Annotated in this window: 17 protein-coding genes; 7 read left to right on the forward strand and 10 right to left on the reverse strand. The window is 61.6% G+C overall.

The features are described 5' to 3' along the window. The first annotated feature begins 55 nt into the window (after positions 1-55). Positions 56-1,105, forward strand: coding sequence for an ABC transporter substrate-binding protein (locus ACYP2A_RS18385; protein ID WP_459747112.1), 1,050 nt, complete (start codon positions 56-58; stop codon positions 1,103-1,105). Positions 1,106-1,119: 14 nt separating this feature from the next. Next, complete coding sequence (locus ACYP2A_RS18390; RefSeq protein WP_459747113.1) at positions 1,120-2,853, forward strand: GMC family oxidoreductase; 1,734 nt, start codon at positions 1,120-1,122, stop codon at positions 2,851-2,853. Between the two features lie 12 nt (positions 2,854-2,865). On the opposite strand, the gene ACYP2A_RS18395 is transcribed toward ACYP2A_RS18390, so the two are convergent. Beyond that, complete coding sequence (locus ACYP2A_RS18395; protein ID WP_459747114.1) at positions 2,866-4,293, reverse strand: aldehyde dehydrogenase family protein; 1,428 nt, start codon at positions 4,291-4,293, stop codon at positions 2,866-2,868. Between the two features lie 138 nt (positions 4,294-4,431). Here ACYP2A_RS18395 and ACYP2A_RS18400 point away from each other — a divergent pair, with 138 nt between their 5' ends. From ACYP2A_RS18400 to ACYP2A_RS18415, 4 genes are all read left to right on the forward strand, one after another. Next, positions 4,432-5,379, forward strand: coding sequence for a LysR family transcriptional regulator (locus ACYP2A_RS18400; RefSeq protein ID WP_459747115.1), 948 nt, complete (start codon positions 4,432-4,434; stop codon positions 5,377-5,379). Between the two features lie 142 nt (positions 5,380-5,521). Continuing rightward, positions 5,522-6,226, forward strand: coding sequence for an HAD-IA family hydrolase (locus tag ACYP2A_RS18405; RefSeq protein ID WP_459747116.1), 705 nt, complete (start codon positions 5,522-5,524; stop codon positions 6,224-6,226). 59 nt (positions 6,227-6,285) lie between these two features. Further along, positions 6,286-7,569 carry an NAD(P)/FAD-dependent oxidoreductase gene (locus ACYP2A_RS18410; protein ID WP_459747118.1) on the forward strand — a complete coding sequence of 428 codons (1,284 nt, stop codon included), beginning with the start codon at positions 6,286-6,288 and terminating at the stop codon, positions 7,567-7,569. A 15-nt stretch (positions 7,570-7,584) separates the two neighbouring features. After that, complete coding sequence (locus tag ACYP2A_RS18415; RefSeq protein WP_459747119.1) at positions 7,585-8,289, forward strand: cupin domain-containing protein; 705 nt, start codon at positions 7,585-7,587, stop codon at positions 8,287-8,289. Between the two features lie 42 nt (positions 8,290-8,331). On the opposite strand, the gene ACYP2A_RS18420 is transcribed toward ACYP2A_RS18415, so the two are convergent. The 9 genes from ACYP2A_RS18420 to ACYP2A_RS18460 form a co-directional block, all read right to left on the reverse strand. After that, positions 8,332-8,823, reverse strand: coding sequence for an Lrp/AsnC family transcriptional regulator (locus ACYP2A_RS18420; protein ID WP_459747120.1), 492 nt, complete (start codon positions 8,821-8,823; stop codon positions 8,332-8,334). A 38-nt stretch (positions 8,824-8,861) separates the two neighbouring features. After that, positions 8,862-9,548, reverse strand: a complete 687-nt coding sequence (locus ACYP2A_RS18425; protein WP_459747121.1) for an HAD family hydrolase — start codon at positions 9,546-9,548, stop codon at positions 8,862-8,864. A 98-nt stretch (positions 9,549-9,646) separates the two neighbouring features. Then, positions 9,647-10,936, reverse strand: coding sequence for a 4-aminobutyrate--2-oxoglutarate transaminase (gabT, locus tag ACYP2A_RS18430; protein ID WP_459747122.1), 1,290 nt, complete (start codon positions 10,934-10,936; stop codon positions 9,647-9,649). Positions 10,937-11,153: 217 nt separating this feature from the next. Beyond that, a complete protein-coding gene (locus ACYP2A_RS18435; protein WP_459747123.1) occupies positions 11,154-12,242 on the reverse strand; it encodes an ABC transporter ATP-binding protein in 1,089 nt (362 codons plus the stop codon). A 142-nt stretch (positions 12,243-12,384) separates the two neighbouring features. Next, the gene (locus tag ACYP2A_RS18440; RefSeq protein ID WP_459747124.1) at positions 12,385-13,845 is read right to left on the reverse strand and encodes an NAD-dependent succinate-semialdehyde dehydrogenase; all 1,461 of its coding nucleotides are present in this window, start codon (positions 13,843-13,845) and stop codon (positions 12,385-12,387) included. 194 nt (positions 13,846-14,039) lie between these two features. Then, positions 14,040-14,834: an ABC transporter permease gene (locus ACYP2A_RS18445; protein WP_459747125.1), complete on the reverse strand. Its 795-nt coding sequence runs from the start codon at positions 14,832-14,834 to the stop codon at positions 14,040-14,042. Further along, positions 14,835-15,761, reverse strand: coding sequence for an ABC transporter permease (locus tag ACYP2A_RS18450; RefSeq protein ID WP_459747126.1), 927 nt, complete (start codon positions 15,759-15,761; stop codon positions 14,835-14,837). A gap of 216 nt (positions 15,762-15,977) precedes the next feature. Then, complete coding sequence (locus ACYP2A_RS18455) at positions 15,978-17,030, reverse strand: ABC transporter substrate-binding protein (protein WP_459747127.1); 1,053 nt, start codon at positions 17,028-17,030, stop codon at positions 15,978-15,980. A 368-nt stretch (positions 17,031-17,398) separates the two neighbouring features. Continuing rightward, positions 17,399-17,911: a TetR/AcrR family transcriptional regulator gene (locus tag ACYP2A_RS18460; protein ID WP_459747128.1), complete on the reverse strand. Its 513-nt coding sequence runs from the start codon at positions 17,909-17,911 to the stop codon at positions 17,399-17,401. On the opposite strand from ACYP2A_RS18460, the gene ACYP2A_RS18465 reads away from it, so the two are divergent. Further along, positions 17,895-18,729: amidase (locus tag ACYP2A_RS18465; protein ID WP_459747129.1), on the forward strand; the 835-nt coding region annotated here is incomplete at its 3' end. The two genes, ACYP2A_RS18460 and ACYP2A_RS18465, sit on opposite strands and share 17 nt — an antisense overlap.

Consider the following 18,729-nt stretch of genomic DNA (forward strand, 5'->3'; position numbering starts at 1 on the left):
TGTTCAGTCGAGGTTTTAACGCTGCCGAATTAATCTACGCTCAGGATGATTTGCCATGAAAACCTTGTCTGTTGCTCAAGCGTTCGGTTCCGTCATTTCCCTGTTGAGCCTTTCGGTGGCGTGCGCCATGCCCGCTGTGGCCGATGAAATCGTCTTTGTGTCCCAAGGCGGTACTTATCAGGAGGCCCAGACCAAAGCCATTCTGGATCCTGCGGCCAAGCGGCTGAATATCACCATCAAACAGGACAGCGCCCCCGATGCCTGGCCGATGGTCAAGGCCCAGGGCGAGGCGAAAAAACCGGTCTGGGACGTGATCGATACCCCGCCTTCCAACTGCTTGCGTGGTGGCAAGGAGGGGCTTATCGAACCGTTGGACCTGAGCAAGCTGCCCAATGTGCAAAGCATGCCGGCGGCCTACCGCACCCCGTATTCGGTGGCTTACGAGTTCTATTCGTCGGTCATTGGCTACAACAAGAAAAACCTGAAAAAAGTGCCGCAGACCTGGGCCGAATTCTGGGATGTGAAGAGCTTTCCCGGCGTGCGTGCCTTGCGTAACGACCCGATGAGCACGCTGGAAGCGGCACTGCTGTCCGATGGCGTGCCGCGCGACAAGCTTTATCCGCTGGATGTCGATCGCGCCTACAAGCGTCTTGAGCAGATCAAGCCGGACATCGCCGTGTGGTGGACTTCGGGTGGTCAGTCGGCGCAATTGCTCGCTGATGGCGAGGTCGACATGCTGATGATCTGGAATGGCCGCGCCAGTGCCGTGCAAAAAAGCAATCCGGACGTGGCCTTCACCTACAACGACGGCCTGCTGCAAAACACCCAGCTGTGCATCCTGAAAAACGCCCCTAACTATGCAACGGCGGTGAAGTTCGTCAATGAGGCGGTATCGCCCGAGCTGCAAGCCAACCTGCCGCTTTACATCGACTACGGTCCGGGTAACCCGGCAGCGTTCGACACAGGGAAAATCACCGCCGAGCGGGCCAAAGAACTACCAAGCTCGCCGGACAACGCGGCCAGGCAAGCGCTGATGTCGGAAGAATGGTGGGCCTCCGCCGAAGGCATCGCCGCCAAGGATCGCTGGCTCAAGTTCGTTCAGTAAGGCTGGGTGTCGGCATGATCGATTATTTGATTCTGGGCGGTGGATCGGCCGGGTGCGCGCTGGCCGCCAGGCTCTCGGAAGACCCCGACAAGCAGGTGTGCCTGATCGAAGCCGGGCGCGATATTTCCAGGCACACGATGCCCGCCGAGATACGTAGCCGTTACCCGGGGCGGGCCTATCTGGATACCGGCAATATCTGGCAGCGCCTGACGGCGTTGATGAGCAATCGTGCGGGTGCACCGCGCCGCTATGAGCAGGCGCGGATTCTCGGTGGGGGCTCGGCGATCAACGCGCTGATGACCAACCGTGGCGCGCCGGCCGACTATGACGAATGGCAGGCGCTGGGGGCCGAGGGCTGGAGCTGGCAAACGTGCCTGCCGTATTTTCGCAAACTGGAAAACGACACCGACTTCTTCGGCCCGCACGACAAGGTGCTGCATGGCAGCGACGGCCCGGTGAGGATCCGGCGTACGCCCCCGGAGCGTCTGTCGCCTTTCGTCAAAGGTGTAATGAAGGTGCTGGGAGATCGTGGCCTGGCGCACAAGGCCGACCAGAATGGTCTCTGGGAGGAGGGCGTGTTCGTAGGCGCCATTGGCGTCAGCGAGCAGGGTGAGCGAATCCCAACATCGGTGTGTTATCTGACCGATGAGGTGCGCCAGCGCAAGAACCTGACCCTGCGCACGCATTGCGTGGTAGACCGCGTGCTGATCGAGGCCGGTCATGCCAAGGGCGCCAGGATCATCAATGCCAAAGGCCTCGTCGAGTCCTTGAGTGCGCGTGAGGTGATCGTCTGTGCCGGTGCGATCCACAGTCCTGCAGTGTTGCTGCGCAGTGGCATCGGCCCGGCCGACGATCTGGCGGCGCTGGGCATCGTGCCGGTGGCCGATCGTCCGGGGGTGGGCGCCAACCTGATGGAACACCCTTCGATTGCGGTGTCTGCACTGCTCAAGCGCAAAGGCCGCACGGCGTTTCCCGACGAGCACCATGAACAGGCCATTGTGCGTTTTTCCTCCGGGCTGGCCGACACGGTGCCTTGTGATATGCACGGTGCAATCCTTTCCAGGTCGGGCTGGCATTCGCTTGGGTATCGATTGGGCACGATGTTTTTCTGGGTCAACAAATCCTGTTCCCGAGGGCGCCTGCGCCTGACCTCCAGCGACCCGCATGACGAACCGCAAGTGCGCTTCGAGATGCTCAGCGATGGCCGTGACCTGGAGCGGCTGAAGCAGGCATTACGTTTCGGTGCCCAGACCTTATCGGCGCAAGCCTTGAACCGCGAGTGCAGCGTGGTCTTTGCATCGAGCTACTCACCCCGAGTGGCCAGAGTCGCGATGCCGGGCACGATCAATGCCTTGCAGCGCGGTGCCTTGAGCCTGCTGCTGGATATCGCCGGGCCGTTGCGCGGTTTGCTGATTCATGGCCTGGTGACCCAAGGCGTCACCCTGAAAAAACTGCTCGCCGATGACCAGGCGCTGACCGCGTTCGTGCAGCGCAATGTCGGTGGCACCTGGCACCCGTCAGGCACCTGCCGCATGGGGCGCGCCGACGATCCACTGGCGGTGACTACAGGCGACGGTCGGGTGATCGGTGTTAAAGGGTTGCGTGTGTGTGACGCTTCGCTGATGCCGTCGATTCCCTGCGCCAACACCAACGTTCCCACCTTGATGATCGCCGAACGAATGGCCGATCTGATCAAGGCCGGGGCGAAAGTGTCGGGGCGTGTGGTCGAGGTGGCGCCTCAACTGTAGAGGACGGGGGCCTCAAGCCCCCCAGCCGACAATGCCTTTCACTTCCAGAAATGCCTCCAGCCCCCATTCGGCGTATTCGCGGCCATTGCCCGATTGCTTGTAGCCGCCAAATGGCGCACCGGAATCCCAATCCGGATAGTTGATATAGACGCTGCCGGCACGCATTTGCAGGGCTATGTTGCGGGCGCGCGCCCGGTCTGCCGATTGCACGTAGGCCGCCAGGCCAAACACGCTGTCGTTGGCCATGCTGACGGCTTGCGCTTCATCTTCGTAGGCCTGGATGACCAGCACCGGACCGAAAATTTCCTCGCGGGCGATGGTCATGTCCTGGGTGACACGGGCAAAGATCGTCGGCTGCACGTAATAGCCTTGGGGCAGATGAGCAGGGCGCCCTGGTCCGCCGCACACAAGTTGCGCGCCTTCATCGATGCCGATGGCAATCATCCGCTGGATACTGTCGAACTGACGCTGGCTGATCACCGGCCCCAGGGTCGTGGCGGCTGCATCCGGGGCGCCGACGATGTGTTTTTGCGCGGCGCGGCGGGCGATGTCCACGGCCTGATCGTGCAGCGCGGCGGGCACCAGCATGCGCGTCGGCGCATTGCAGGACTGGCCGCTATTGCCAAAGCAGCTGTCGACGCCGCTGGTCACGGCTGCTTGCAGGTCGACATCGTCGAGCAGAATGTTGGCCGATTTACCGCCCAGTTCCTGATGCACACGCTTGACCGTGGGCGCTGCCAGGCGCGCGATTTCCGTACCGGCGCGGGTCGAGCCGGTAAACGAAACCATGTCTACCTGCGGATGTGCCGACAGTGCGGCGCCGACCGTAGGGCCATCGCCATTGATCAGGTTGAATACGCCCGCCGGCACGCCGGCCTCGTGCATGACCTCGGCAAACAGCAAGGCATTGATGGGCGCGATTTCACTCGGTTTGAGAATCATGCTGCAACCGGCGGCCAGGGCTGGCGCGACCTTGCAGACGATCTGATTGATCGGCCAGTTCCAGGGGGTAATCAGCGCCACCACGCCCACTGCCTCCTGGGTAATCAGCGTGGTGCCACGGGTTTTCTGGAACTCGAAAGTGTCGAGTGTGCGCAGCAGTTGCTCCAGGTGACGCTTGCCGATCCCGGCTTGCCAGGCATGGGACAAGGCTTTGGGTGCGCCGACTTCCTGAACGATGGCCTCGGCGATTTCATCGTAGCGCGCCATGAACACCTCAAGAACCCGTTGCAGCAGTTGCTTGCGCTGCGCCGGTGACGTGCTTGAGAACCCTGGAAACGCGCGTCGCGCGGCCATGACGGCGGACTCGACATCGTGCAGGTCACCCATGGCAATTTCGCTGAATGCCTGTTCGGTGGCAGGGTTGATCACAGGCAGGCGATCAACGCTGTGAGGCTCGACCCAATGGCCATCGATATAAAACTTCAGGTTGTTTTTCATAGAAAAGGAAAGTCTCGTGAGGGGAGAAGTCCAGCGCTGAATATTCGTGGGTCGCCTTACGCGGACGCTCACCAGAATAGGCGGGGTATTTTGATCGGGACAATTTACTAATAGTTGTGCCAGGCATAAACTCAGGTCATGTCTAATCTACGTCGCAAGCTTCCCAGTTCCAGCTCTTTGTTCGTCTTCGAAGCAGCCGCCCGGTGTGGCAGCTTCACCCGGGCGGCGGATGAGCTGTGTGTCAGCCAGCCGGCCGTGAGTCGCATGTTGTCGCGTCTTGAAGAACACCTCGGCGTGCAGCTTTTCGAGCGTGTTCGCGGCGGGGCGCGACTGACCGAAAGCGGCAGCATTCTGTATCGCCGAGTGCAGGAAGGCTTCAGCACCATCGAATCGGCCATCAGTGAAATCGAAGCCCGCGCGACGGGCATCGAGACGGTGACGCTGTCGGTATCCACCGCGTTCACCACCCACTGGCTGATGCCGCGCATGAGTCGTTTCAGCCAGCGATTTCCCACCGTCGACATGCGTTATCAGTTGATGTCCGGCAGGATCGGCGGCCCCTTGGTGGACGTCGATCTGGGCATGCGCTATCTGGAAGCCGGCAGCCTAAAAGCCACGGATACACTGGTTATTCCGGAAATAACCCTGCCGGTGTGCAACGCCCAGTACCTGGCCGATGTCGTGCGCGGCAAGGGTAAACATCAAGTGCCGACGCTGATCAGCATGGACAATCAGGACCGTGCCTGGGCCGCTGATTTCGAAACACCGGGGCGCGCCGACAATGCGCTGGTGTTCTCCGATTATGCCGTGGTGGTGCAGGCGGCATTGCTGGGCCAGGGCATGGCGCTGGGGTGGTTGAACGTGGTGTCGAACTCGCTGTGCAAGGGTGAACTGGTGCCGGCGACGGACACCCTTCGGGTCCATTCACGACGGTGTTGCCTGGTCGTACCGGCCAATCGTCCGGTACGCCCGGTCGTCGAAAGCGTGCGCGACTGGATCATCGAAGAAATGCGCGAGGACATGCTCAGAATCGACGCGCTCTACCCCGATCTGCGGTTGCTTGCCACCCTGCAATCGACCCATTGAGCACAGGTGCGGCACGTCGAGTAAAAAAACAGTAGGTTATGCCTCTGGGGTAGGGCAAAACAGAATATTGCGCGAGAAGGCGGGCAGATAATGGGCCTGTCCAGTCAGTTTCACCCTTATGACTTTTCTTGCGGAGCGCCCTATGTCCTTCAAGCAGTTCAAAGCCCTGACGTTTGACGTTGTCGGTACCCTGATCGATTTCGAAGCCGGAATCCTGGCCCATGTACGCGAAGTCGCGGGTGAAGCGGGCAAGGCCTGCAGCGACGACGACATTCTCAAGGCCTATCGCGAGGCCCGCGCCTCCACCGAGTCCGGCTGGTGGCCGGATGACCTGGAGCGTTGCTATCACGTCATCGCCGCCAAACTGGGGCTGCCGGACAACGACGACTATGCCAAGGGGCTGGCGCAGGCGGTGAAGAACTTCCCGGCGTTCCCTGATTCGGTCGAAGCTCTCAAGCGCCTGCGCAAGCACTTCAAGCTGGTGGCCACCACCAACTCGCAGATCTGGGCCCTGAACTACATGGCCGAAACCCTCGACCAGCCGTTCGACGTACGCGTCACCGTCGACGACGTGCGCTTCGAGAAGCCAGACCCGCAGTTTTTTGCCTACACCCGAGGGGTGCTGGCCACCCAGGACATCCTGTTCGAAAACATCCTGCACGTTGCTCAAAGCCAGTACCACGACATTGGCGTGGCCATGCGCCTGGGCTATCAGACCTGCTGGATCGAGCGTCGCTTTGCCCAGAAAGGCACCGGTGGCACGCTGGAATCGGAACGCACCGAGCCGCATTACCACTTCACCTCGCTGGCACAACTGGCTGACGCCGTCGAGAAAGAGCTGGGCTGATCCCCTCGGCGCTCGGGCCCTGGCGCGGGCGCCAATACCTATTGAGTCGAGAGGCTGGCATGACTGTTCAGAGTTTATGGGCGGCCACCGCCCAACCGGCGCCCGCGCTGCAATCGCTGGAAGGCGAACAGCAGTGCGACGTGGTGATCATCGGTGCCGGTTACACCGGTCTTTCGGCAGCCCATCACATTGCCAACAGTGGTCGCGAGCCGATCATCGTCGAGGCCAATACCCTGGCCTGGGGCGCCAGCGGACGTAACGGTGGCGTGGTGTCACCCAAGTTTCGGGTCGGTTTCCCCACGCTCATGGCGCGTTTTGGCCGTGATACCGCGTTGCACATGTACCGCACCGGTTATTCCGCCGTCGACAGCCTGGTGGAGATGGTCGACACGCTGAGCCTGAGCGGCGCCGAGCTGCACATGGGTGGGCATATCGCGGCGGCGCACAATGTTCATGCGCTGGGCGCGCTGGAGTCCACCGCGAGCTGGATCAAGCGTGAAACCGGCGGCACTTCGTCGCAGATAATCTCCGCCGATCAGGTACGAGAAATGACCGGCTCGACGATTTTTGCCGGCGGCCTGCTGACCCCCAAAGCCGGTGGCATCCATCCCTTGAACTACGCGCGCGGCATGGCTCGCCACCTGGTTGATCGTGGCGTGAAAATCTTCATCAACAGCCCGGCCGGGCAGGTGCGCCGCGAAGGTGACCGGGTGATCGTGCAGACGCCGCAAGGGCGGGTCAGCGCCCGGCAAGTGATCTACGCCACCAACGGTTATTCCGACCAGACCCGAGCCACCGATACGCTGCATCGACGCTTGATTCCGTTCCGTAGCGCAATCATCGCCACGCAGCCACTGCCTGCGCACATCCTTGCGGCGATCATGCCGGGCGGGCAGGTGTGTGGCGATACCAAGCGCATGTTGCGCTGGTTTCGCGTCATCGGCGATCGGCTGATTTTTGGTGGGCGCGGCGCTTTCGGCAAAGGCGATTCACAAGCCGCATTCGACGCTTTGCAGCGCAGCATGGTCGAGGTGTTCCCGGTGCTGCGTGACCAGGCCATTGCTTATCGCTGGTCGGGACTGGTGGCGATGACCCTCGATTACCTTCCCCACGCCGGGCAGCTCGATGAGCGCAGCTATTACGCCATCGGCTACAACGGCGGCGGGGTGGCGATGTCGACGTGGATGGGCCGGCAACTGGCAGCCATGACGGCGGGCGAGAAGGTCGAACTCGGCTTGCTGGCGGGCGAGCATTTCAATCCCATTCCGCTGCATGCCTTCCGGGCGCCGGGCGTTCGCCTGGCGGCGGGCTGGCAGCAATTTCTGGACATCATCGGCCGATGAGCGAGCATTAAGACCATGTCAACCATTGTGCATTACCCCCAACCCCACACCGATAGCCAGTTGCCCTGTGCGCCCTTCGCGCTGCCGGACGACCCGCTGGCGACGGGACGGGTCATCAATCTTCATGACCCTGTGCAAGGCTATGCCGCCGGCAGCAGTGTCAGCACGGGCGCGAACCTGCTGATCGAGGCGTTTCCCTGGGTTGAACTGAGCGTGATCGAAGCTGGCGAATTGCATGTGCAGGGCAAGGGTTTCGATCTGCACCTGACCGCTGGGGACTGTTTCATCGTGCCGCGTGGGGCCCATGTGCGCTGGCAACATCACGGCCAGTTGCGTCGACTGTTCATGGCGTTTCCGGGGCTTTCAGGCAGCATGCCCGCAAGCCCGGTCAGCATCGACCTGTCGCAGTCGCTGGCGCCGACCAATCCGCCGGCGGCCAGTGTGCTGTTGACCGCCACGCCGAGAGCCTGGAGCGAAACCCTGTTCAGTGTCGCCAACCTGCGCATCGGGTTGTGGCAATGCGAGGCGTACGCGCGCAAACAGGTCGAGCCGAATTACACCGAGCTCATGTTTATTCTGGAAGGCTCGGTGACGCTGCAGGCCGAGCAAGGCGATAGCTATTGTGTGCAGGCGGGAGAAACGGTGATCGTGCCCAAGGGCGCCACCAATGCGTGGACCAGCGAAGAGACCGTGCGCAAGGTGTTCTGCATTTTTTCGTAAGATGCTGCTCTGACCTGCCGCCATTGGGCGACAGGTCTTGTTTTATATTGCCCGAACCAGACTGCGCAAGGGCACAGTGCTCTTGACCACGGGCGATTTGATCACGATGTAGCTGAAGTACTTTTCGATGCCGATGTTCTTGTCGAGAATCGACTCCATCAGCTCCTGATAGTGCTGAATGCTGCTGCACAAAAAGCGCACCAGATAGTCATAGCCGCCACTGATCAAGTGACACTCCAGCACTTCGTCGATGTTGCGGATGCTCGATTCGAATTTCACGAAGTCGGCACGCTTGTGGTCCGAGAGGGTCATTTCGGTGAATACCGTGACCGAATTGGCGAACTTGGCCAGATTGACGTGGGCTTCATAGCCGCTGATATAGCCGGCGGATTCCAGGCGTTTGACGCGTTGCAGGCACGGGCTGGGCGACAACCCTACCGCTTCGGCAAGGCTGACATTGGTCATGCGCCCGTCTTTCTGCAATTGAACCAGGATGTTGATGTCGATTCGGTCGAGCTTGGTTGCAGCGTCCATGGATCAGTCCTCGCAATGTCAAATCAGGGCCGTCGTGCTCAGGCGTGCAATGCCTTTTGATGGGCATGGGCCAGGTCAGCGAGGCTGGCGTATTCACAGCGCTTGCCGTCCATTGCCTGAGGCGAATGGTTCCACGGCTGCTCATGGCCGCGGCGCAGTGTGCAGACCGGAAAGTCCACCCGCTCATTCCACGGGTCATCGCTTTCCGTGCTGCGCACCGGTAACAATTCCGAACGCTCCAGCCCCAGGCGATGCAGCTCGCTTTCCAGACTGTTGTGCCAGTCCTCGTCGCTGGGTTCGACAACGGCATCGAATTCGACCGGCAGACGACGGGTCAGGGCCAGTACATCGATACCCTGGGGTGGGGCGATCAGTATCAAACGGTAGAACTTGCCCAGGTACTGAAGGGCACCGGGGGCATCTTCGAAAATGGGCCACAGCGACGAAGAGCTACTGAATGCCACACTTTCATCCCAGCCTGGAATGATTTGCAATTGTTGCGCCACACGCTGGTACAACTGGCCGTGAAACGCCGCTGCACTGATCTGCGCAGCGCGGCCTGCAAGCTCCTGCGCCACCTGTCGGTAAGCGCTGAGCAACTGTGCGTCGCTGGTACGGGATTCACTTTGCACTGCCAGCGGTCGCAGGCCTTCCAGAATGCCCCGTTCGCGGTCAACCAATGTGCCGAACGACAGGCCCAAGGCCTTGTAATGGGTGACTCTCATGACGTGCTCCTGAGTAGGTCCATGCCGATTCCATGATGATTCAACCCAAGGCTCGACGCGGACGGGGCAGGTCGAGCCGGGTGTTACCGTCACTGCGTTCAGCAGGCTGCAGCCAACGCTTTTTCGAGCATTTGCAAGGCTTCTGCCACTTGCGCCGGCGTGGTCACCAATGGCGCCAGGAAACGCACCACGTTGCGATGCACGCCGCACTTGATCACCAGCAAACCGGCGTGCCGGGCTTCATCGATGACCTTTTGCGCCAGGGCTGCATCGGGGCTGTGAGCGGCATCGTCGGCGACTATTTCGATTGCCTGCATGAAACCCAGGCCACGTACGTCGCCGATTCTTGGGTAACGTTTCTGCAGGACCAGCAAGCCCTCTTGCAGTTGCGCCGCCAGTGCCTCGCCCTGAGCCAGCAGATCCTGCTGTTCAAACAGGTCGAGCACGGCCAGCGCCGCCGCACACGCGACGGCGTTGCCACCATACGTGCCGCCCAGGCCACCCGGCGTCGGCGCATCCATGATCTCGGCGCGACCGACCACGCCAGACAACGGCATACCACCGGCCAGGCTCTTGGCGACGGTCACCAGGTCAGGCTGAATGTCGGCATGCTGAAACCCGAACATGGTGCCGGTACGGCCGAAACCGGCCTGGATTTCGTCGAGGATCAGCACGATGCCGTGCTCGGTGCAGCGAGCCCGCAGGGCCTGCAGAAATTCCTTGGGCGCTGCGAGGAAGCCGCCATCGCCCTGGACCGGCTCGATGATGATTGCGGCGACACGGTCCGGCGCCACGTCGGTGGCGAACAGCTCGTCCAGCTGGGCCAGAGCGTCGTCGCTGCTGATGCCCCGATAAGCGTTGGGGTAGGTGGCGTGATAGATCTCGGCGGGGAAGGGACCGAAGTTCTGTTTATAGGGCTGGCTCATGCCCGTCAGGGTCACGCCGAGCAGGGTACGGCCGTGGAAACCGCCACGAAAGGAAATTACGGCCGTGCGGTTGGTATAGCCACGGGCGATCTTGACCGCGTTTTCGACCGCTTCGGCACCGGAGGTGAACAGCACGCTTTTGTAGTGGGCGTCGCCGCCGACCAGTTTGTTCAGGCGGGCCGCCACCTGAATGTAGTTCTCATAGGCCACCACCTGGAAGCTGGCGTGGGAAATCTCACCGACCTGCCGGCGCACGGCCTCGACCACCTTGGGATGGTTGTGGCCGACATTGAGCACGCCGATGCCACCGACAAAATCCAGGTAGCGCTTGCCATCGACATCCCATAGCTCGGCGCCCTGGGCGCGTGCCGCGACGACCGGGTGAGCGGTGGCGATACCGCGCGGTACGTGTTGTTCGCGCAGGGCCAGCAGGCGTTGGTTCTCAGTCAGTGCAGAATTCATCTCGATCTCCGTGAACGCCGAAGGTGGCGGGTGATGTCATCAGGATAAGGACTGCCCGGAATCACAAGCGCTGAACTTGGGGCATCGGACGCTTTGATCGACTGTTTTGCAGGGGTATGACGAAATATTTCGCTGCGCAGGGCGCCAAGGTGTGTGCTTGCCCGAAAACGACATCGGCCCGTGTCGCAACGGGCCGATGGGTTGTGAATCGGCGCAATCACACCCCAGCGCGAGGTACGACGATGGTGTCTTCCGGGTGCAGGCGCATCATCATGGGCGAACCAATCGGGGGCAGGCTGAGGTTGCCTTCGTGGTGGCTGGGTTGACGCAGGCTGACCGTCGGCCCGCCCTCGAGGTCGACGAACACCTTCAGGCTTTCGCCCTGGAAAACGATGTCGGCCACGCGACCACGCAGACGATTCCATTCCGGTCCCGAACTGTCGTTGTCCAGCAGTAGCTTTTCCGATTGCAGGGCCAGGAAGACATCGCCCGAGGCAGGTACCGGGCGGGTGGTGCGCAGGGGCGTGGCGCCCAGAGAGAGGCCGTTGTTCGAACTGCGTTGCAGCGGCACCAGGGTACTCTCGCCGATGAAACTGGCGACGAAATCGTCGGCCGGGTGATCGTGCAGACGGCGCGGTGTATCGACCTGCACCAACTGGCCGCCGCGCATGATTGCGATGCGGTCACTCATGGTCAGGGCTTCGCGCTGATCGTGGGTCACGTAGATCATGGTGGCGCCCAGGCGCTTGTGCAGGGCGCGCAGCTCGATCTGCATGATTTCGCGCAGTTGCTTGTCCAGGGCCGACAGTGGCTCGTCCATCAGGATCAGCTTGGGTTCGAAGACGATGGCGCGGGCCAGGGCCACGCGCTGGCGCTGCCCGCCAGACAGTGCCGCGATGTTGCGGTCTTCATAGCCGGACAGTTCCACGGTCGCCAGAGCGCTCTTGACCCGGTCGCGGCTTTTGCTGGCGCTTTCGCCACGGGCACGCAACGGAAAGGCCACGTTTTCGCCGACGGTCATGTGCGGGAACAGCGCGTAGTTCTGAAACACCACGCCGATTTCGCGCTTGTGCGGCGGCATCAGCGTGACGTCGCGCTCGCCGAATAAAATGCTGCCGGAGCTGACCCGGATAAAACCACCCAGAATGCTCAGCAAGGTAGTTTTGCCCGAGCCGGACGGGCCCAGCAACGACATGAATTCCCCGGCTTCGACCTTGAGGTCGACGTTGTTCAAAGCCTTGAGGTTGCCGTAGTGCTTGCACACCTTGTTAACGCTGACCGATTCAAAACCTTCAGTGAAATTCATGAAGCGTCGTCCTCTGTAGAACCAGGGATTGCCCAAATAAGCCTGTGGGTTATCTGATCACAGGCGCAGGTCTGATTCGTGCCGTTTTGCAGTGCCGGACCAACAGGATCTGCTGTCCGGCAGCCCTGTTTCGTCTGGCCGATCAGCCCAGGCCGCCGATGTGCCAGGCTTTGACTTCAAGAAACTCGTCCAGGCCATATTTGGACCCTTCGCGGCCGGTGCCCGATTGCTTCATGCCGCCGAAGGGCGCCACTTCCATCGAGATGATCCCGGTGTTCAGCCCGACCATGCCGAACTCCAGGCGCTCACCCACGCGCCAGGCGCGGCGTATGTCCTGGGTGAAGTAATACGCGCCAAGCCCGTAGGGCGTGGCGTTGGCCAGGGTCAGTGCTTCGGCCTCATCCTTGAAGCGGAACAGCGGCGCGACCGGGCCGAAAGTTTCTTCGGTGGCCAGCAGCATGTCGGCGCTGGCATCGCGCAGCACGGTCGGCTGTACATACAGCCCCTCGCCTTGAGGCGCGCCACCGATGGCGATGCTTGCGCCTTTGTCCAGGGCGTCATTGATGTGGCGTGCAACTTTTTCCACGGCAGCGGCATTGATCAGCGGGCCGATGGTGACGCCGCTTTGCAGGCCGTCGCCGACTTTCAGCTCGGCCACGGCCGCACTCAGACGCTCGGCGAAACGGTCGTAAATGCCGTCCTGCACCAGAATGCGGTTGGCGCAGACGCAGGTCTGGCCGGCGTTGCGGAATTTGCTTTGCATGACGCCCGCGATGGCCAGGTCAAGATCGGCGTCGTCGAAGACAATGAACGGCGCATTGCCGCCCAGCTCCAGGCTCAAGCGCTTGATGGTGGCGGCGCATTGGCTCATCAGCACCTGCCCGACGCGGGTGGAACCGGTAAACGACAGCTTGCGTACATCGGGGTTGGCGGTCATTTCGCCGCCGACCCCGGCAGGCAGGCCGGTCAGCACGTTGAACACGCCGGCCGGGATGCCCGCGCGCTCGGCCAGTACCGCCAGCGCGAGGGCAGACAGCGGGGTCATCTCCGACGGCTTGACCAGCACCGTGCAACCGGCCGCCAGTGCGGGGGCGCATTTGCGGGTGATCATGGCGTTCGGGAAGTTCCAGGGGGTGATCGCCGCGACCACGCCGATGGGTTGCTTGAGCACCAGAATGCGCCGGTCCGTTGCAGGCGAAGGGATCGTGTCGCCATAGATGCGCCGGGCTTCCTCGGCAAACCACTTGACGAAACTGGCGCCGTAGGCGATTTCACCACGCGACTCGGTCAGCGGCTTGCCTTGCTCGCAGGTCATGATCAGCGCCAGGTCTTCCTGGTTTTCCATGATCAGGCCAAACCAGACTTCGAGATAGCGCGCGCGTTCGGCGGCGGGCACTTCGCGCCAGGTGGTGAAACGCACTTGCGCAGCCTCGATCGCGCGGCGGGTTTCAGCGGCCTGCAGCGCCGGGACCCGGGCAATCACGCTGCCATCAGCGGGGTTGGTCACCTCGATCGTCGCGCCGTCATCGGCTTCGATCCAGGCGCCGTTGACGTAGGCGCGTTCGACAAGCAGGGAAGGGTCACGCAGTTGGTTTTTCAACATGATCAGGGCCTTGAGGGTGCGAACGATGAGCCCATTGTAAAAAGCCCGGTCCAGTGGCCGATGCCGAGATAAGCCTGCGCACGGGTGATAGATGCTGAATTGCGGCGCGTGACGGCAGGCTGTGCTGGGCTGGAGCCAGCCCCTTGAACGACTTTGCCCGCATGGGCGGGCAAAGGCGTTACGGCGCTAAGGGTTTACTGCTTGTTGCGCCCGGCGATCACCACCAGGATCAGTGAGGCCAGGATCAGGATCGAGCTGATGGCGGCAATGGTCGGATCGATCTCGTCACGCAGCGCGGTGAACATGCGTTTGGTCAGGGTCTGGTTGTCGCCACCGGAAATGAACAGCGCCACCACGGTTTCATCCAGCGAGGTGATGAAGGCAAACAGCGTGGCCGACACCACGCTCGGTTTGATCTGCGGCAGGGTCACGGCCATGAACGCCCGGAAGCGATTCATGCCCAGGCTGCGCGCGACCATTTCCTGCGACATGTCGAAGTTACGCAAGCCGGCCAGCAGCGCGATGATCACGTAGGGCAGCGCGAGCATGATGTGCGCCAGCACCAGCCCGGTCAGCGTGCTGATCAGGCCGACCCGTGCATAGACGAAGAACACACCGGCGGCAATCAGGATGATCGGCACCATCATCGGCAACAGCAGAATGATCTGCAGCGTGCGCACCACCTTCAAGCTTGAGTTGTTGATGGCGTAGGCCGCCGCCATACCGATCGGCAGGCTGATCGCCATGGTGAAAAAGGCCGTGATCAGGCTGACTCGCGCCGCAGACATCCACTCCGTGCTATTGAAGAACGCTTCGTACCAATGGAAGGACCATTGCTTGGGCGGAAATTGCAGAAAGCGTGCTTCGGAAAACGACATCGGCACCACGATCAACACCGGAATGATCAGGTACAGCAGGATCAATGCGACCAGCACGGTGAACAGCACATGGGACAGACGCAGGTGACGCAGGATGGCAAACAGGTTCATTTAGCGAGCTCCCAGAATACGTTCGATGGGAATGAAGCGGTTGATGCCCCAGAAAATCAGGAACACCACGAACAGCAGCACCAGCCCGACCGCACTGGCCGCGCCCCAGGCGTGATACAGCTCAACGTTGCGTTGCACCAGCATCGACACCAGGATGGTGCGACCGCCACCGAGCAGCTCTGGGGTGATAAAGAAGCCCAGGCAGATGACGAAGACCAGGATGGAACCGGCCATGATCCCCGGTGCAGCCATTGGCAAAAACACCCGGCGGAAGGTGTAGAAGGGTTTGGCGCCGAGGCTTTCCGAGGCTTGCATGAGGTCCTGGGGAATCTTTTTCATCACCGAATACAGCGGCAGGACCATGAAGGGCAGCATCACGTGCAAGGTGCCGATCACGGTGCCGGTGGTGTTGTGCATCAGCGTCAGGGGCTGGTCGATGATGCCCAGGTCCATCAGCGTCTGATTGACCAGACCGCGGCGTTGCAACAACACCAGCCAGGCATAGGCCCGTACCAGCACGCTGGTCCAGAACGGCAGGATCACGCAGATCAGAATCAGGTTGGCCCAGAAACCGTGCAGGCGCGAAGCGGCGTAGGCGATGGGGAAGCCCATCAGGATCGACAGGACGGTCACCATGAAGCTGATCTTGAAGGTCAGGGCGAAGGTGTCCCAATAGATGGTTTCCTGGAAAATCCTGATGTAGTTGGCCAGGGAAAAACCTTCCTCGGTCTGTACCGACTGCAAGGCCAGCCAGCACAACGGCATGATCAACAGCACCACCACCATGACCAGCGCGGGGGTGAGCAGCAACAGCATCGAGGTGTGTTCCTTGCGCTCTTCACGCGCCAGCGCGTGTTCGCTGGTCAACGGCGGCTGACGCGGGTTGCTGGAGTCGGGCATGGATTTGGCGAGATAGGCGTTTGACATAGGTGAAGAACTCCCAAGGGTGGGCAGGTACTTAAGGCAAGCGCGAGTGATCTGCACAGGTCACTCTGCGGGACCCTCAGGCCTAATGTACCGGGATGGCAACGAACGAAGCGGGTGGAATTGGCCGGTGCCGAAGTGCTTTATGTCGAATTCGGGGAGGCAGACGGCATGTCCTGCGCCGAGGCGTCTGGCCTGCGGCGCAGCGATAAGCGGCCGTTACTTTTTCTGCACGAAGGCCAGCCAGCGTTCTTCGGCCTTGACGCCTTCTTGCGATGCCCACCATTGCGCCGAGAGCAGGGCCTGGCGCGCGATGTTCTCGGGAGAGGACGGCAGCTTTGCCTCGCGCTCGGCCGGGATCACGCCGGTCTTGAAGGCCTCGGGATTCAGCGGGCCGTAGTCGATGATCATCGGCAGTGCCGCCTGGAGTCTGGCATCGATGGCTTCGTTGACGAACTTCATCGCCGCCACTTTATGCGGGGAACCCTTGAGTACGCACAGTGAGTTGGTTTCGAGCACGCCCTGGTTGTAATCGAAGGCCACTGGCGCGCCGGCGGCCTGCACCGCCGTGATACGGCCGTTCCATGCCTGAATCATGTCCACTTCGCCGTCGCTGATCAGCTGCGCCGACTGCCCGCCGGAGGTCCACCAGGTGGCGATGTCGGGTTTGATCTGTTCAAGCTTCTTGAACGCACGCTCGACGTCCAGCGGGTAGAGCTTGTCCAGCGGCACGCCGTCCGCCAGCAATGCGATTTCCAGGGTCGGGCGCGGCAAGTTGCGCAGCGAGCGCTGGCCCGGATACTTTTTGGTGTCCCAGAAGTCGGCCCAGGTTTTGGGCACGTTGTCGCCTTTGAAGGCGTCCGTGCGATACGCCATGACCGTGGAGTAACTGATGTAGCCGACGCTGTATTCGTCCTTGAGGTTGTCAGGGATCTGCGCGGCATTGGGAATCAGCGCCAGGTCGAGCTTCTCGAACAGACCTTCGGCCTGGCCACGGATGCAATCGCCGGTGGGCAGGTCGACCACGTCCCAGGTGACCTTGCCGCTCTCGACCTGGGTCTTGATGATCGGGTAGGCCTTCGGTGAACTGTCCTGCTTGAGCGTCAGGCCGAGCTTTTTGGCGGCCGGCTCAAGAATCGCCTTGCTCTGTGCCTCCTGATAGGCACCGCCCTGGGAAACGAACGTGATGTCCTCGGCCATGGCCTGGGTAGCGCCACCGATCAACAGGGCCAGGCTCGCGAGTTTGAAAGCTGTGGTGCGCACTATGTTCATGCAAAGACTCCGAATGGTTGGCAGTTTTCTGAGGCGAGCTTTAGGGTGCCTCTAAAAACGTAGGCGAGGCAGTCAGCGCAAGGCAAAAACAGGCGAGGAACGGTCGGAGTCGCGTTCGACTTTACGGGTTGTAAATGAGCATTCTGAGCCTGTTTTTAACGCAGCGATGACAACGCAGGTAGTTTTTAGAGGTGCCCTTTAGGTTTTGTTGTCGGTCGCTCTGTGGGACCATTGAGGTCTAATTTACCGGCTTGTCCATGAACGAAGCGGCTACAAATGCGCGGATGAAAAGCGCTTTATTGCGAAAATGGCAACGGTCACGGTATTTCATGCGTTAGTGCGGGAAGGGCATCGAGCGCGTCCGCCAGCTACGGCATGGCTTCAAACCGCCGCCGTACCATCCGGCTCAACTGCTCACCGACTTGCTCGATCCCCTTGTTCTGCGCCACCACCTGAGCGCCTTCCAGCAACAAGGTCAGCTCTTGCGCCACCAGCTCCGGTTCGCTGACACCTGACTGAACGCACAGCGCCGTCAGCCGGGCAAACTGGCGTTGCTTGTGCGCCTGAATCAGCGCCCGCGCCGGGTGATCGGCTTCCGGCAGTTCGGCCAGGGTGTTGGTGAACGGGCAGCCGCGATAGCCCGCACGCTGCAGGTCTTGTGCGATGAAATCGGCAAAGCCCAGCAGTTGCTGACGCGGCGAGTCGGAGTGCTCGGCAGCCAGTTGATCGAGCACATCGCTGTAGCTTTCGGCCAGCCGCTCCAGCCATTCCAGGATCAGCGAATCCTTGTTTTCGAAATGGCGGTACACGGTCATTTTGGTCGACGCCGCCAGCGCGGCAATGGCGTCGACGCTGACGCGGGTGATGTACGAATACGCCACACACGATGCCACCGGGCTGGCGCAACTGATTCAGGACAAGCAGGTCACTGCGCAGGAGGTGCGTACTGCGGCCTTGCAGGCAATTGCAGCGCTCGACCCACAGATCAATGCGCTGGTCGAAACCTGGGCCGATGAGCCCGCTGCGGGGCCTGGCGTTTTGCAGGGTGTACCGCTGCTGGTCAAGGACCTGGGCATTACGGCCGCCGGACGGCGCAATGAACTGGGCAGCGCGCTGGCGCTGGGTTGCATAGCGCAGGCCGATTCGGAACTGATGAACCGCCTGCGGCTGGCCGGCTTGTTGCCGCTGGGCAGAACCACCACGCCGGAGTTTGCCGCCAGCACCACCACCGAAAGCCGTTTATGCGGACCGACCCGCAACCCATGGGACGTTGAGCGCAGCGCTGGCGGCTCCAGTGGCGGCTCGGCAGCGGCAGTGGCGGCCGGCATGGTGCCCATCGCGCATGCCACCGATGGCGGCGGCTCGATCCGGGTGCCGGCGTCGGTTTGTGGACTGTTCGGTCTTAAACCCAGTCGCGGGCGGCTGCCGATGGGACCGGAGGTCGATGAGGTCTGGAGCGGGCTGGCGGTGCACGGCGTGTTGACGCGCTCGGTGCGTGACAGTGCGCGGTTACTGGATGCCGTACACGGCGCCGCGTGCGGTGATCCTTTTCAGATTGCCGCGCCAGCAACGGCTTTTTTGCAGCAGGCTCAACGCGAGCCGGGGCCGTTACGGATCGCCGTGCAGCGGCGGCCGCTCAATGGCCAGCCGCTGCACCCGGCGGTGGACGCGGCGCTGGGGCAGACCATTGGCCATCTTC

It is taken from the genome of Pseudomonas sp. 3A(2025) (assembly GCF_054589175.1).